Source organism: Streptomyces sp. NH27, assembly GCF_056859195.1.
The window spans coordinates 1-13,834 of record NZ_JACEGK010000011.1; the positions used below are offsets into that span (position 1 = coordinate 1).

Sequence of the window (13,834 nt, forward strand, 5' to 3'; positions counted from 1 at the left end):
GCTTTGCCGCGGTCGGTCCAGCGCCGCATCAGGGCGCCGATCTCGTCGGCCATCTCCTGGAGTTCGGCGGCCGTCAGCCGCGGCATGAACTCGTTGGAGAAGGCCGCCTCCGTCCACTCCTTGGGCCATGCCGGCACTTCGTCCAGGTACTGCTCGTACCGCTCCGCGCGGGTGGCGAGGAGTTGCCGGGTGACCTGGCTGAGGACGGCGACGCCTTCCGGCTGGTCGTCGAAGTCGGAGTTGCGGAAGTTGAAGCCGCGGTCGGAGGAGAGCTTCCACCAGCGCTCGCGGCCGTCGCCGTCGTGCCCGGGCGCCTCGACGATGAAGCCGTGCGCGGCGAGCTTGCGCAGGTGGTAACTGACCAGCGACACCGCTTCGTCGACCTGGTCGGCCAGTCGCGAGGCGGTGGCTTCGCGACTGGTGAACAGCGCGCGGTAGATCCGGATGCGCAGGGGGTGCGTGAACACCTTCAGCGCTTCCAGGTCGGTGATGCGCGGTTCGGGGTCCGGTGCTGCGTGTACGTCTGCCACCCTCCCTACGGTAGATAGGAAAGAGAAGTTGCGCAACAGTATTTGCGCAACTTCTCTTTCCTATCTACCGCCAGGCCCACCGCTCCGCCGATCCCGCCGATCCCGCAGATCTCCAGCGTGCGTGCCGCGCCCCCGGGCAGGATGGCGGCCATGTCCCTCGACGGCACCCGTGCCCACCTCACCGGCCCCGGCGACCTTCCACCCCTGGTCGAGCACGCCGCGCGGACCGCCCGCCACCTCGACTTCCCCTACTCCTGCCGGCCCGAGCAGGGGCGGCTGCTGCACGCGCTGGCCGCCGGCGCGACCCGGATCGGCGAGACCGGAACCGGCTGCGGGGTGGGGCTGGCCTGGCTCGTCTCGGGGATGCGCTCCGGCGCCACCGCGGTCAGCGTCGAACGCGATCCCGTACGCGCCGAGGCCGCGGCCGGACTGTTCACCCCTTACGCGCCCGACGTGACCGTCGTGTGCGGCCAGTGGACCGAGATAGCCGCGCACGGGCCGTTCGACCTGCTCGTCCTCGACGGCGGCGGCCAGGGCAAGGACGCGGACGGCGGCGCCCCGGCCGACCCGGCGGCCCTGCTCACGCCCGGCGGCCTGCTCGTCGTCGACGACTTCACGCCCTCCGCCGGGCGGCCTCCCACCTTCCAGGGCCGCCCGGACACCGCCCGCCTGCACTGGCTGGAACACCCTGCCCTGCACACCGTCGAGATCCCGCTCGCGCCCGACCTGGCGGTGCTCGTCGGCACCCGTACCCTTACGGCGCCCTGACCGCAGAGCCGGGGCGGCACTCGACCCCGATGTCCTCAGCGGACCGGGTAGCCCGCTTCCCGCAGCTCCGACTTGACCTCGCCGATCCGCAGGTCGCCGAAGTGGAAGACGGACGCGGCCAGCACCGCGTCCGCGCCCGCGGCCACCGCCGGCGGGAAGTCGGCGACCCGGCCGGCACCGCCGGAGGCGATCACCGGCACGGTCACGCGGGCCCGCACCGCCGCGATCATCTCGGTGTCGTAGCCGTCCTTGGTGCCGTCCGCGTCCATCGAGTTGAGCAGGATCTCGCCGGCCCCGAGGTCGGCCGCGCGTTCCGCCCACTCCACCGCGTCGATGCCGGTGCCGCGCCGCCCGCCGTGCGTGGTGACCTCGAACGAGCCGGTCGGGGTGCGCCGGGCGTCGACGGAGAGCACCAGCACCTGGCGGCCGAACCGCTCGGCGATCTCCCGGATCAGCTCGGGCCGGGCGATCGCCGCGGTGTTCACGCCCACCTTGTCCGCACCGGCCCGCAGCAGCTTGTCCACGTCGTCGGCGCTGCGCACCCCACCGCCGACGGTGAGCGGGATGAAGACCTGCTCGGCGGTGCGGCGCACCACGTCGTACGTGGTCTCCCGGTCGCCGGAGGACGCGGTGATGTCCAGGAAGGTCAACTCGTCGGCGCCCTCGGCGTCGTACAGCTTCGCCATCTCGACCGGATCGCCGGCGTCGCGCAGGTTCTGGAAGTTGACGCCCTTGACCACCCGCCCGGCGTCCACGTCCAGGCAGGGAATGACTCGGACCGCGAGGCTCATGCGCCCTCTTCTCGTTCGCCAGGTGCTTCGGGCCCGCCCCGCTCGTCGCCGCGGTACGCCTCGATCTCGACCTCGACCAGTACCCGGGAGTCCGCGAACCCCGCCACCACGACCATCGTGGCGGCCGGCCGCACCGTCCCGAACAGCTCGCGGTGGGCCCGGCCGACCTCGTCGGCGTCCCGCGCGTGGCTGAGGTACATCCGGGTCCGGATCACGCTGCCCGCGTCCAGGCCGAACGGCTCCAGCGCGGACAGCGCGCTGCGGAAGGCGCTGATCGTCTGGTCGTACGGCTCGGCGTCGCCCGGCACGCTGCCGCTGGCGGGCGCGGGCATGATCCCGGCCACGATGACCCGGTCGCCCGCCGCCACCGCGCGGGAGGAGCCGATCGCCTCCTCCCAGGAGCTGTCGTCCGAGCGGACACGGTGCACCTGCGGGGATCGCGGGGATTCCGGGGAATCGGTCATCGGGAAACAGCCTCCAGGGCCTCTTGAAGCGTGAACGCCTCCGCGTACAGCGCCTTCCCGACGATCGCGCCTTCCACGCCCCTCGGTACGAGCGTCGCGATCGCCCGCAGGTCGTCGAGGCTGGAGACGCCGCCGGAGGCGACCACCGGCTTGTCGGTGGCCGCGCACACGTTCTCCAGCAGCTCCAGGTTGGGGCCCTGCAAGGTGCCGTCCTTCGCGATGTCGGTCACGACGTACCGCGCGCAGCCCTCGGAGTCCAGCCGGGCCAGCGTCTCGTACAGGTCGCCGCCGTCGCGGGTCCAGCCGCGGCCGCGCAACGTGGTGCCGCGCACGTCGAGGCCGACCGCGATCCGGTCACCGTACTCGGCGATCACCTTGGCCACCCACTGCGGGCTCTCCAGCGCGGCCGTGCCGAGGTTGACCCGGGTGCAGCCGGTGGCCAGCGCCGCCGCGAGGCTGTCGTCGTCGCGGATGCCGCCGGACAGCTCGACCTTGATGTCCATGGTGCGGGCCACCCCGGCGATCAGGTCGCGGTTGTCGCCGGTGCCGAACGCCGCGTCGAGGTCGACCAGATGCAGCCACTCCGCACCCGCCTGCTGCCAGGCCAGCGCCGCGGCGAGCGGGTCGCCGTAGGAGGTCTCCGAGCCGGACTCGCCGTGCACCAGACGGACGGCCTGGCCGTCGCGGACGTCGACGGCGGGAAGGAGTTCGAGCGTGCTCATCGGAATGCGGTCCTCGGGAGATCGGGCGGATGCGGGGTGGTGGTCGGTCGTACGGCCGGCGGCCGGTGGGTCACCAGGCGGCCGGTCGGTCGGACGGTCGAGCGACGGAGGGTCGGGCGGTACGCGGGCGCTCGTGCCCTTTCGGCGCCGGCGCCGGTGCTGGCGTCAGAGCCGGCGTCCGTGCCGATGTCAGAGCGTGTCGAGCCAGTTCTCCAGCAGTTGCGCGCCCGCGTCGCCGGACTTCTCCGGGTGGAACTGGGTGGCCCACAGCGCGCCGTTCTCCACCGCGGACACGAACGGCTCGCCGTGCGTGGTCCAGGTGACCTTCGGCGACCGGATGGCGCTGGTCGACGGTTCCAGCTCCCACTCGCGCACCGCGTAGGAGTGCACGAAGTAGAACCGGGCGTCGTCGTCCAGACCGGCGAACAGCCGTGAGTCCTGCGGGGCCTTGACGGTGTTCCAGCCCATGTGCGGCACGACCGGCGCGCGCAGCGGGGCGACGGTGCCGGGCCACTCGTCCAGGCCGTCGCTCTCCACGCCGTGCTCGATACCGCGGCTGAACAGCACCTGCATGCCGACGCAGATGCCCAGCACCGGGCGCCCGCCCGCCAGCCGGCGGCCCACGATCCAGTCACCGCGGACCTTCCTGATGCCTTCCATGCAGGCGGCGAAGGCGCCGACGCCGGGCACGAGCAGCCCGTCGGCCGCCATCGCCCTGCCGTAGTCCGCGGTGATCTCCACCTCGGCGCCGGCCCGGGTCAGTGCCCGCTCGGCGGACCGTACGTTGCCGAATCCGTAGTCGAGGACGACGACGCTCTTGGTGGCCCCGGGCGTGTGCGTGGTCATGTCCGTGCCCTCCTAGAGCTGGGTCAGCCCGGTGACCAGCGCCATGACCGAGCCGATCGCCATCAGCGCGATCACGCCCCTGGGCAGCTTCTGCTTCCAGAACGAGTAGACCCCGCCGGCCAGGAAGAGGCCGAGGGCGATGAAGAGTGAAGGCCCCTTGATCACAGCGCACCTTTGGTAGAGGGCAGGATGCCCGCGGCGCGCGGATCGCGCTCGCTGGCGTAGCGCAGGGCCCGGGCCAGCGCCTTGAACTGGCACTCCACGATGTGGTGCGCGTTGCGCCCGTAGGGCACGTGGACGTGCAGGGCGATATGAGCCTGGGCGACGAAGGACTCCAGGATGTGCCGGGTCATCGTGGTGTCGTAGGAGCCGATCATCGGCGCCATGTGCTCGGGCTCGGTGTGCACCAGGTAGGGGCGGCCGGACAGGTCGACGGTGACCTGGGCGAGCGACTCGTCCAGCGGCACCGTGCAGTTGCCGAACCGGTAGATGCCGACCTTGTCGCCGAGCGCCTGCTTGAACGCGGCGCCCAGCGCGAGCGCGGTGTCCTCGATCGTGTGGTGCGTGTCGATGTGCAGGTCGCCCTCGGTCTTCACGGTGAGGTCGAACAGGCCGTGCCGGCCGAGCTGGTCGAGCATGTGGTCGTAGAAACCCACGCCGGTCGAGACGGAGACCTGCCCGCTGCCGTCGAGGTCGATCTCGACGACGGTGGACGTCTCCTTGGTGCTGCGCTCCACGCGGCCCACGCGGGTCATGCGGACTCCTTGTCGGTGCGGCTGTCGTCGCCGCTGTGCTCGGTACTGTGCTCAGTGCTGCGCTCGGTGCTGCGCTCGGTGCTGTGCTCGGTGCTGTGCGTCGCGAACACGGCCTTCGCCGCGTCCAGGAACGCGCTGTTCTCGCTGGGCGTGCCGGTCGAGACCCGCAGCCGGCCGGGGACGCCGTTGTCGCGGACGAGGACGCCGCGGTCGAGGATCGCCTGCCAGGCGGCGTGGCTGTCGGCGAACCGGCCGAACTGGACGAAGTTCGCGTCCGAGTCGGTGACCTGGTAGCCGATGGCACGCAACTCGGTGACGAGCCGGTCGCGTTCGACCTTGAGCTGCTCGACGTAGCCGAGCAGCGTGTCGGTGTACTCCAGCGCGGCGAGCGCGGTGGCCTGGGTGACCGACGACAGGTGGTAGGGCAGCCGGACGAGCTGGAGGGCCTCCACCACGGCCGGGTCGGCCGCCAGATAGCCCAGCCGCAGGCCCGCCGCGCCGAACGCCTTGGACATGGTGCGGGTCAGCACCAGGTTCGGCCGGCCGTCGATCAGCGGCAGCAGCGACGGCTGGTGCGAGAACTCGCCGTACGCCTCGTCGATCACCACCAGCGACGGCTTCGCGGCCTGTGCCGCGTCGTAGAGCGCCAGTACGGTCCCGGCGTCGGTCGCGGTGCCGGTCGGGTTGTTCGGGGAGCAGATGAACACGACGTCGGGGCGGAGCGCGGCGATCTCGCGGCGGGCGGCGTCGGTGTCGATGGTGAAGTCGGCGTGCCGCGGCCCGGACACCCAGGCGGTGCCGGTGCCGCGGGAGATCAGCGCGTGCATCGAGTACGACGGTTCGAAGCCGATCGCGGTGCGGCCGGGCCCGCCGAACGCCTGGAGGAGCTGCTGGATCACCTCGTTGGAACCGTTGGCGGCCCACACCTGGTCGGTGCCGACCCGGTGGCCGGCGGTGCGGCTCAGGTAGCCGGCCAGCTCGGTGCGCAACTCGACGGCGTCCCGGTCGGGGTAGCGGTTGAGCCCGCGGGCGGCCTCGGCGACGCGCTCGGCGATCCGGGCGACCAGCGGCTCGGGCAGCGGGTACGGGTTCTCGTTGGTGTTCAGCCGCACCGGCACGTCGAGTTGCGGGGCACCGTAGGCGGACTGGCCGCGCAGTTCGTCGCGCAGTGGCAGGTCGTCGAGGGAGGTCACGAACCGCCTCCGAACCGTGCGGTGACGGCGGAGCCGTGCGCGGGCAGGTCCTCGGCGCCGGCGAGCGCCACCACGTGGTGGGCGACCTCGGCGAGCGCCTCGCGGGAGTAGTCCACGACGTGGATGCCGCGCAGGAAGGACTGCACGGACAGGCCCGAGGAGTGGCAGGCGCAGCCGCCGGTGGGCAGCACGTGGTTGGAGCCGGCGCAGTAGTCGCCGAGCGAGACCGGGGAGTGCGGGCCGACGAAGACCGCGCCGGCGTTGCGCACCCGGGCGGCGACGGCGGCGGCGTCCTGGGTCTGGATCTCCAGGTGCTCGGCCGCGTAGGCGTCGACGACCTCCAGGCCCTGCTCCAGGGTGTCGACCAGGACGGTCGCGGACTGGCGGCCCGAGAGCGCGGCGGTGATCCGCTCGCGGTGCTTGGCGGCGGCGACCTGGACGTCGAGTTCCTTGTCGACTGCGGCGGCGAGTTCGGTGGAGGTGGTGACCAGCACGGCGGCGGCGAGCGGGTCGTGCTCGGCCTGGCTGATCAGGTCGGCGGCCACGAAGCCGGGGTCGGCGGAGCCGTCGGCGAGGATGGCGATCTCGGTCGGGCCGGCCTCGGCGTCGATGCCGATCCGGCCCTTGAGCAGGCGCTTGGCGGCGGCCACGTAGATGTTGCCGGGGCCGGTGACGAGGTTGACCGCACGGCACTCGTCGGTGCCGTAGGCGAACATGGCGATCGCCTGGGCGCCGCCGGCCGCGTAGACCTCGTCGACGCCGAGCAGGGCGCAGGCGGCGAGCACCGGCGCCGAGGGCAGACCGGTGTCCTTCTGCGGCGGGGAGGACACCGCGACGCCCTCGACGCCGGCCTCCTGCGCGGGCACCACGTTCATCACCACGGAGGAGGCGTACGCGGCCAGGCCGCCCGGTACGTACAGCCCGACCCGCTGGACCGGCACCCACCGCTCGGTGACGGTGCCGCCGGGCACCACCTGCGTGGTGGTGTCGGCGCGGCGCTGGTCGCGGTGGACGATACGGGCCCGGCGGATGGACTCCTCCAGGGCGGCGCGCACCTCGGGGTCGAGCTGTGCGAGGGCGTCGGCGAGGGCCTGCGCGGGCACCCGCAGCCGCTCCGGCCGCACCCCGTCGAACCGCTCGCCGTAGTCGATCACCGCGGCGCTGCCACGATGGCGGACGTCCTCGCAGATCGGCCGCACGGCTTCGAGCGCGGCCTCCACGTCGAACTCGGCCCGGGGCAGCAGGTCGCGGTCGATGCCGCCCTCGGGGAAGGCGGCACCGCGCAGATCGATTCGGGAGATCACGCTGCCAAGTGTAGAGACCCGCTCGGCACCACCGTTGCGCGGTTCCACTCCGTGATACGGTCCACGGTCGCCGAGGCGCGCCCGGCGGGCTGTCTCCGCGCCCGCGCTTCGCCGCTCCGGCACGGGTCGCGCCGCAGGTCGGACGCGGCTGCCGGGAAGGGTGCCGAACGGGGGCTTACTGCCCGTACGCTGGCCGCTGTGACCGATCGCCTTCCGCTCTTCCCGCTCAGTTCGCCGCTGTTCCCAGGGCTGGTACTGCCGCTGAACGTCTTCGAGGAGCGCTACCGCGCGCTGGTGCGCGACCTGCGGGCGCTGCCGGAGGACATGCCGCGGCGGTTCGGAGTGGTGGCGATCAAAAACGGCCAGGAGATCGCGCCGACCGGTCAGGAGGGCCGGGCCACCGGTCCGGCCGCGGGCCTGGGCGACGACCCGCTCGCGGCGCTGTACGGCTTCGGGTGTGTCGCCGACGTGGCCGACATCGTGGACAGCGGCGACGGCGGCTTCCGGATGCACGCGACCGGCATCGTACGGTTCCGGCTGGTGTCGGTGGACGCGTCCGGGGAGTACCTGACCGCCGAGGTCGAGGAGCTGGCGGAGGAGGCGGGCAGCGGGGCGGGCGCGCTGGCGCCCGAGGTGACCCGGGCCTTCCGCACCTACCAGAAGCGGCTGGCCGGGTCCCGTGAACGCAGCCTGTCCTCGCAGGAGTTCACCGACAATCCGACGGTGCTGTCGTATCTGGTGGCGGCCACGATGATCGCCGAGACGCCGGCGAAGCAGCTGCTGCTGGAGGCACCGGACGCGACCGCCCGGCTCACCGAGGAGCTGCGGTTGCTGCGCCGGGAGAGCGCGGTCATCGCGAAGCTGCCGTCGCTGCCGGCGGTGGACCTGACCCAGCAGCCGATCTGCGCGAACTGACCTGGCAGGCTTTCGGTCATGGCGAAGAAATCCCGTACCGGCGGAACTCTCCCCCTGCCTTCGGCGGGGGGACCCCCGGCGACCGTCGCGCTGCGTGTCCTCGAAGAGGCCGGCGTGCCCTACACCCTGCACGCCTACGCGCACGACCCGTCCTCCGAGCTGTCCTACGGCGAGGAGGCCGCGGCCGCGCTCGGCACGGACCAGGGCCGGGTGTTCAAGACGCTCGTCGCGGAGGTGGACGGCGCGCTGACGGTGGCGGTGGTGCCGGTGTCCGGCTCGCTGGACCTCAAAGCGCTGGCGGCCGCGGCCGGCGGCAAGCGCGCGGCGATGGCCGATCCGGCGGCGGCCGAGCGGAGCAGCGGCTACGTGCGCGGCGGCATCTCCCCGCTCGGCCAGCGCAAGGCGCTGCCGACGGTGGTGGACGCCACCGCGCTGTCCCATCCGACGGTCTTCGTGTCCGCGGGGAAGCGGGGCCTGGAGGTGGAGCTGGCACCGGCCGCGCTGGTGGAGCTCACCGCCGCGGCCACCGCCCCGCTGCTCCGTCCGGGCACCCGCGGCTGACTCACTCCGTCCAGGTACCCGTGTATGACTCGTCGCGTGGCCCGAACGCATAGGTCAGCGCGGTGTGCACCAGCATCGCGGCGGCCGGCCAGACCACGATCGCGACCTTGGCGCGCAGTTCCAGCGGGCCGTCGAAGACCACCTTCGGCCCGACCTGCTTGGCGTGCGCGACGATGTCCGTGGTCGGGCCGAGCCACACGCCCAGCCGCCAGCCGATGACGGAGGCGACCGCGCCGCCGACCGCCAGGCCGAACACGACCCCGAGGCCGCCCCTGCGGTACCGCCAGAACACCGCGGCCGCGGTGAGCGCGCCCAGGATCAGCGCGATCAGCACGAAGGTGCCGTCCCCGCCGATCGCTTCCTCGCCCTCGGTGTCCTTGAGGTAGACCGCCTGCCCGTCGGAGACCATCGGCACCCGCGGCGACAGCCACAGCCAGAACAGCCCGAGGATGATCCCGCAGATCGCGACGAGGACCGCGACGATCAGCCCGTTCCGCAGCGCGGTGCGCACCGGGTCCCGGTCCGGCTCGACCTTGTACGGCGCGAGCGTGGCGCCGTCGCCGTCGCCGCCTCCGACGAGGTACGGCGAGAGCTGCGGGCCGCCCGGGTCCTGCCGATCCTGCGGGCTGTCCGGACCCTGCGGGCTGTGCTGGCTCTCGGACTGCGAGGGCTCGGACTGCGAGGGCTCGGACTGCGAGGGCTCGGACTGCGAGGGCCCGGGCTGCGGGGGCCCGGAGTGCGGAGGCTCGGGAGGAGTCAGAGGAGCGGTCACGGGTGCCATCGTGCCAGGTGTTCCTGGCAACCGCGCCATCGGCCGTTCAGCGGCAGGCGGCCCTGCGGTACGCCCAGGTCGCCACGGCCAGTGAGGCCACCCCCACGGCCGCGCACACCGTCAGATCCCCGGCGACCGCGGCCCAGTCGGTGCCGCCGTGCCCGAAGGTCCGGGCGAACGCCTCCACCCCGTAGGTGGACGGCAGCAGGTCGCGGGCCCAGCCGACCGGCGTGGGCATGTGCGAGGCGGGCAGCACCCCGAGCAGCAACGCGGCGGACATGCCGAGCTGGCCCAGCAGCGTGGCGATCTCCTGGCGGGGCGCGAGCAGCCCGAAGGCCGCACCGAGCCCGGACATCGCGGCCCCGGCCAGCGGCACCACGAGCACCAGCACCCACAGGTTGGCCAGGCCGAGATGGAACAGCACGCACCCGGTGACCGCGGTGACCAGGGTGCCGGGCACGGTGAAGGAGGCGTACGCGCCGGCCGCGCCGAGCACGACCGCGGCCGGCGGCACCGGCAGCGTCGCGTAGTGGTCGAGCCCGCCGGAGGCACGCAGCTGGCCGAAGTACTGGGCGAGCAGGTTCAGGGCGACGAACGCGACCACCAGCACGCTGGAGCCCGCCACCACCGCGCGGGCCGCCTCGCCGTCCCCGGCGTGCACCACGCCCCGCAGCATCACCATGATCCCGATGGACTGGAAGGTGGCGACGAACAGCAGCGGGATGCGCGCCACCCGGGCGCGGGAGAGCTGGGCCCGGTAGACCGCGCCGAGCGCAGGCCACAGCCGGGCCTTGGGGGCGAGCGGGGTGATCCCGCCGCCGACCCGCTCGCCGGGCTCGGTCTCGGCCGGAGCGACCACCGTCATACCTTCACCAGTCCCTCGCCGCTGCCGCCGAGCGCCAGGTACACGTCCTCCAGGCTGGGCATCGCCAAGGTGAAGTCGTCCAGCGCGGAAAACGCCGGGCCGCCGGTGACCTCCGCGACCGCGGCCCTGGCCCGCTCCTGCGGCAGCCGCAGCGTCCAGCGGCGGCCGGAGACCTCCGCGAGGAGGCGCAGCGCGGCCACCGCGGGCAGGTCGACCGGCGGTTCGTGCCGCCACACCAGGTCCAGCCGCACCTCGCCCTCGACGAGGGAGCGCAGCCCGGCGGGCGAGTCGCAGGCGATGACCCGGCCCTGGTCGAGCACCGCGACCCGGTCCAGCACCGTCTCGGCCTCGATGACGTTGTGGGTGACCAGCAGGACCGTGGCGCCGTGCTCGGTACGGCGACGGTCGACCGCCGACCACACCGCGCGGCGCGCGATCGGGTCCATGCCGGTGGTGGGCTCGTCCAGGACGAGGACCGGCCGCGGGCCGACGAGGGCCGCGGCGAAGCAGGCGAGGCGGCGCTGGCCGCCGGAGAGCCGTTTGATCGGGCGGGCCGCTATCGGGCCGAGCCCCAGCTCGTCCAGCACCGCGTCACGGGCGGCGCGGGCCGCGGCCGTGTCCATCCCGCGCAGCCGACCGGTGGTCTCGGCGGCGAGCGCCACGGTCAGTTCGTCCAGCGCGGTGGATTCCTGACCGAGGTAGCCGATCAGCCGCGCGGCGCGTTCGGGGTGCTTGACGAGGTCGTGGCCGAGCAGGTCGATGCTGCCGGCGTCCGGCCGCAGCAGGCCGGTGAGCTGCCGGACCAGAGTGCTCTTGCCCGCGCCGTTCGGGCCGAGGATGCCGAAGAGTTCGCCGGCGCGCACGTCCAGGTCGATGCCGTCGTTCGCACGCACCGCCGGGATGTCCCTGCCACGGCGCCCCCGTCCGCCCGGGTAGGTCCGTACGAGACCGCGTACGGAGCACGCGGCTACCGCCGGTCTCGCCCGTGTCTCGGTGCGCGTCCTCACGAGCACCGACAGTACGCGCTCCGCCAGGTTCGCCACGAAACGGGGTGCCCTTGCGCTTGGCGGTGCCGCCTCAACGGGCCTGGGTCGCCCTTGCGGAGGGCGGTGCCCCTCAACGGACCGGGGCTGCCCTTGCGGAGGAGGGCAACCCCTTCCCGCACCACGGGCGCCCTTGCGGGCGAGGGCAACCCAGCTGCGGCGCGGGGAACTGCGCGAGCACTCACCCACCGCCCGGCGGTCCGGCGAACCCGCCGCGGGGGCTGGGCCCGCGGCCCGGGAAGGGCGCACCCGACCGCCGAGGGGGCGGGCCAACCCGAGGGGCGAGCTGGTGCCCCTCCCGGCAAGGTTTGCGCCGCTCGCCGCCCTGGCGCGGCCGTCCACGGCGTTGCCGCATCAGCCGAGTAGGCCCACTACGAGGCCGCTGCGGCGCCTTGCGGACGACCACGCCAGCACGCCTCGCCTACCGGGCGAACCTCGCCGGTCACGGCACTAGTCCGGGGTGGCGGCCGCGTCGAACTCGCGCCAGAATCCCGCCCTGATCGCGTAGCGATCATTCTCGTCGATCTGGTCATCCGTGTGCGCCAGCAACCCGAAGCGGGCGGCGTACCGGAGCAGTTCGCCGTCGAGCCGGTGCGGCACGCGCGGGTAGTGGGTGGACAGATGCTGGAGGTGGGTCGGATCGCCGACCCGGGCGATCCAGCGGCGGGCGAACACCTGCCCGACCTCGTAGGGATCACCGCTGACCGCGGTGATGTCGGCCTCGCGGTCGGCCCAGCGCTGCTCCGCCGTGGTGAGCTGCGCGAGGGTCGGCAGCCCGGAGGTGTCGGGCTGGTCGGCGCCGGGCCGTTCGGTCCAGCCCTTGTCGGAGGACCACCGCAGGGTGCTCGGCGCGGGGTGGGCCGCGGGTGGCGGCGGGGCCGCGTGGGTGCGGCCGAGGTCCGCGAGATCCTTGGGCGTGGGCACCCCCTTGCCGGGCGGGGCGGCCGCAGCGTCGTCGTCGGGGTGCTCGGCGGGCGTGGAGCCGTTCTTCGAAGGGGTGTCGACGGGGTGCCGGGAGCCGGTGGACTCCGGCAGCGGCGCGGACAGGATCGCGGCGATCTCCGGGCGCACACCGGGGCGGGGCCCGGGCGCGGGCCCGCAGGCGCCGGCGATCTCCTTGGCCCGGATCGCCGCGGTGATCCACTCCCGGTCGAGCACGCGCCGCTCGTCGGCCTCGGCGACCAGGTCCTCCGACTGGTTGTAGTCGCCGTCTGCGGCCTGCACGGCCCACAGGTGGACGGCCACGCCGTGCTCCTTGGCCGACATCATGCCGGGCAGCAGGTCGCCGTCGCCGGTGACCAGCACCACGTCGGAGCAGGCCCGGTTGCGGGCCAGTTCGGACAGTTCGGCGTGCATCGCGGCGTCGACGCCCTTCTGCGCCCACCTGCCGTCCGTCCGGGTGAGGGCGCCGAGCCGGACCGTCACCCGCGGCATCACCCGCAGCCGGCGGTGCTCGGGTTGCGGAACCCGGTCGGGTGCGCCGTCGAACCAGTAGATCCGCAGCAGCGGCTGGCCGGTCTCCACTTCGGCGCGTTCGCGCAGGCCGGCGACCACGGCGGCATGATCAACCGTGATCCTCGAACGCGACGGTTCGCCGGCCAGCAGGCTCGCCGCTGCGCCCAGCAGATACCCGGCGTCCACCAGGACGACGCAGCGGTCCATGTTGCACCTCTTCCGGTCGACCCCCGGCACGGATGCCCCCTGAGCTTCCCCCGAGTGTGCCCGAATGCTCGGGGGTTATGACCGCGAACGCGATCTTCGGCGTGGCGGTCGGCGGTTTTTTCTGGCCCTCCGCTTCCCCAACTGCCCGAAATGCGGCCTTCGTCCCCACATGTAAGTCTGATTGCGGCCCATCGGCCAACATCCCCTCACTAGGAAGGCACGATCGTGGCTAAGAACAAGAACCAGCGCCGTCCGCAGCGCGAACACCACGACGAGCGGTCGAACCCGGCGAGCGAGGCCCAGGAGCAGCACAGCAAGAGCACCCAGGCCGAGGAGCACATGATGCCCGCCACCACGCACGTCTCGCGCAAGCACCAGAAGAAGTTCGGCCACAACTGATCGCGCCGCACGAGCACTTGACGGACGCGGGGGTGCCCTTCGGGGGCGCCCCCGCGTTCGTCCGTCGGCGCCCGATGTCCATCGGGTCGGGCACCGTCGACTCCGACGACGCCACCAACTCCACCGGCTCCACGGCGACCGGCCGCGGCACGTCCCACGCTTGTCGGCCGCGCCTTGACGAACACCACGGCGCCCTCGACGAGTTGGGTGGGCGCCGGTGCGTAGCCGGCGACGTTGCGCACCG

17 protein-coding genes are annotated in these 13,834 nt (G+C 73.2%); 4 read left to right on the forward strand and 13 right to left on the reverse strand.

Translation table 11 applies throughout. From position 1 onward, the window contains the following. Window positions 1-530 (reverse strand): helix-turn-helix domain-containing protein (locus tag AC13HU_RS02205; RefSeq protein WP_483039982.1); only part of this gene is annotated, 530 nt, incomplete at its 3' end. Between the two features lie 150 nt (window positions 531-680). Between AC13HU_RS02205 and AC13HU_RS02210 the strand changes: the two genes are divergently transcribed. Next, on the forward strand, window positions 681-1,298 hold the full coding sequence (locus AC13HU_RS02210) for an O-methyltransferase (RefSeq protein WP_483039983.1): 618 nt from the start codon (window positions 681-683) through the stop codon (window positions 1,296-1,298). Window positions 1,299-1,333: 35 nt separating this feature from the next. Here AC13HU_RS02210 and hisF read toward each other — a convergent pair whose 3' ends face one another. The 8 genes from hisF to hisD form a co-directional block, all read right to left on the reverse strand. Next, window positions 1,334-2,089, reverse strand: a complete 756-nt coding sequence (hisF, locus tag AC13HU_RS02215) for an imidazole glycerol phosphate synthase subunit HisF (protein WP_483039984.1) — start codon at window positions 2,087-2,089, stop codon at window positions 1,334-1,336. Beyond that, window positions 2,086-2,553, reverse strand: a complete 468-nt coding sequence (locus tag AC13HU_RS02220) for a Rid family hydrolase (protein ID WP_483039985.1) — start codon at window positions 2,551-2,553, stop codon at window positions 2,086-2,088. The genes hisF and AC13HU_RS02220 overlap by 4 nt, the downstream gene beginning before the upstream one ends. Continuing rightward, window positions 2,550-3,275: a bifunctional 1-(5-phosphoribosyl)-5-((5-phosphoribosylamino)methylideneamino)imidazole-4-carboxamide isomerase/phosphoribosylanthranilate isomerase PriA gene (gene priA / locus AC13HU_RS02225; protein WP_483039986.1), complete on the reverse strand. Its 726-nt coding sequence runs from the start codon at window positions 3,273-3,275 to the stop codon at window positions 2,550-2,552. The genes AC13HU_RS02220 and priA overlap by 4 nt, the downstream gene beginning before the upstream one ends. A 189-nt stretch (window positions 3,276-3,464) precedes the next feature. Continuing rightward, complete coding sequence (gene hisH, locus AC13HU_RS02230; protein WP_483039987.1) at window positions 3,465-4,121, reverse strand: imidazole glycerol phosphate synthase subunit HisH; 657 nt, start codon at window positions 4,119-4,121, stop codon at window positions 3,465-3,467. A gap of 12 nt (window positions 4,122-4,133) precedes the next feature. Continuing rightward, a complete protein-coding gene (locus AC13HU_RS02235) occupies window positions 4,134-4,286 on the reverse strand; it encodes a hypothetical protein (RefSeq protein WP_483039988.1) in 153 nt (50 codons plus the stop codon). Beyond that, window positions 4,283-4,876 (reverse strand): imidazoleglycerol-phosphate dehydratase HisB, encoded by a 594-nt coding sequence (gene hisB, locus AC13HU_RS02240; protein WP_483039989.1) that lies wholly within the window; start codon window positions 4,874-4,876, stop codon window positions 4,283-4,285. Before hisB ends, AC13HU_RS02235 begins: the two co-directional genes overlap by 4 nt. Further along, on the reverse strand, window positions 4,873-6,069 hold the full coding sequence (locus AC13HU_RS02245) for a histidinol-phosphate transaminase (RefSeq protein ID WP_483039990.1): 1,197 nt from the start codon (window positions 6,067-6,069) through the stop codon (window positions 4,873-4,875). Before AC13HU_RS02245 ends, hisB begins: the two co-directional genes overlap by 4 nt. Further along, window positions 6,066-7,373: a histidinol dehydrogenase gene (gene hisD, locus AC13HU_RS02250; RefSeq protein WP_483039991.1), complete on the reverse strand. Its 1,308-nt coding sequence runs from the start codon at window positions 7,371-7,373 to the stop codon at window positions 6,066-6,068. Before hisD ends, AC13HU_RS02245 begins: the two co-directional genes overlap by 4 nt. Before the next feature lie 189 nt (window positions 7,374-7,562). Here hisD and AC13HU_RS02255 point away from each other — a divergent pair, with 189 nt between their 5' ends. Further along, window positions 7,563-8,288, forward strand: coding sequence for an LON peptidase substrate-binding domain-containing protein (locus AC13HU_RS02255; RefSeq protein WP_483040014.1), 726 nt, complete (start codon window positions 7,563-7,565; stop codon window positions 8,286-8,288). A gap of 18 nt (window positions 8,289-8,306) precedes the next feature. Beyond that, on the forward strand, window positions 8,307-8,849 hold the full coding sequence (ybaK, locus tag AC13HU_RS02260; protein WP_483039992.1) for a Cys-tRNA(Pro) deacylase: 543 nt from the start codon (window positions 8,307-8,309) through the stop codon (window positions 8,847-8,849). A 1-nt stretch (window position 8,850) separates the two neighbouring features. Here ybaK and AC13HU_RS02265 read toward each other — a convergent pair whose 3' ends face one another. The 4 genes from AC13HU_RS02265 to AC13HU_RS02280 form a co-directional block, all read right to left on the reverse strand. Beyond that, the gene (locus AC13HU_RS02265; protein ID WP_483039993.1) at window positions 8,851-9,630 is read right to left on the reverse strand and encodes an ABC transporter permease; all 780 of its coding nucleotides are present in this window, start codon (window positions 9,628-9,630) and stop codon (window positions 8,851-8,853) included. A gap of 37 nt (window positions 9,631-9,667) precedes the next feature. After that, on the reverse strand, window positions 9,668-10,486 hold the full coding sequence (locus AC13HU_RS02270; RefSeq protein ID WP_483039994.1) for an ABC transporter permease: 819 nt from the start codon (window positions 10,484-10,486) through the stop codon (window positions 9,668-9,670). Next, window positions 10,483-11,493 (reverse strand): ABC transporter ATP-binding protein, encoded by a 1,011-nt coding sequence (locus AC13HU_RS02275; protein WP_483039995.1) that lies wholly within the window; start codon window positions 11,491-11,493, stop codon window positions 10,483-10,485. The genes AC13HU_RS02270 and AC13HU_RS02275 overlap by 4 nt, the downstream gene beginning before the upstream one ends. A 486-nt stretch (window positions 11,494-11,979) precedes the next feature. Beyond that, window positions 11,980-13,191: an NYN domain-containing protein gene (locus tag AC13HU_RS02280; protein ID WP_483039996.1), complete on the reverse strand. Its 1,212-nt coding sequence runs from the start codon at window positions 13,189-13,191 to the stop codon at window positions 11,980-11,982. Window positions 13,192-13,416: 225 nt separating this feature from the next. On the opposite strand from AC13HU_RS02280, the gene AC13HU_RS02285 reads away from it, so the two are divergent. Further along, window positions 13,417-13,590 (forward strand): hypothetical protein, encoded by a 174-nt coding sequence (locus AC13HU_RS02285; RefSeq protein WP_483039997.1) that lies wholly within the window; start codon window positions 13,417-13,419, stop codon window positions 13,588-13,590. Window positions 13,591-13,834: the final 244 nt, after the last annotated feature.

Coding starts and splice junctions, on each gene's coding strand:
- hisH (WP_483039987.1), bottom strand. CDS start 4,121: ATGACCACGCACACGCCCGGGGCCACCAAGAGCGTCGTCGTCCTCGAC.
- priA (WP_483039986.1), bottom strand. CDS start 3,275: ATGAGCACGCTCGAACTCCTTCCCGCCGTCGACGTCCGCGACGGCCAG.
- AC13HU_RS02265 (WP_483039993.1), bottom strand. CDS start 9,630: ATGGCACCCGTGACCGCTCCTCTGACTCCTCCCGAGCCTCCGCACTCC.
- ybaK (WP_483039992.1), top strand. CDS start 8,307: ATGGCGAAGAAATCCCGTACCGGCGGAACTCTCCCCCTGCCTTCGGCG.
- hisF (WP_483039984.1), bottom strand. CDS start 2,089: ATGAGCCTCGCGGTCCGAGTCATTCCCTGCCTGGACGTGGACGCCGGG.
- AC13HU_RS02210 (WP_483039983.1), top strand. CDS start 681: ATGTCCCTCGACGGCACCCGTGCCCACCTCACCGGCCCCGGCGACCTT.
- AC13HU_RS02220 (WP_483039985.1), bottom strand. CDS start 2,553: ATGACCGATTCCCCGGAATCCCCGCGATCCCCGCAGGTGCACCGTGTC.
- AC13HU_RS02270 (WP_483039994.1), bottom strand. CDS start 10,486: ATGACGGTGGTCGCTCCGGCCGAGACCGAGCCCGGCGAGCGGGTCGGC.
- hisB (WP_483039989.1), bottom strand. CDS start 4,876: ATGACCCGCGTGGGCCGCGTGGAGCGCAGCACCAAGGAGACGTCCACC.
- AC13HU_RS02280 (WP_483039996.1), bottom strand. CDS start 13,191: ATGGACCGCTGCGTCGTCCTGGTGGACGCCGGGTATCTGCTGGGCGCA.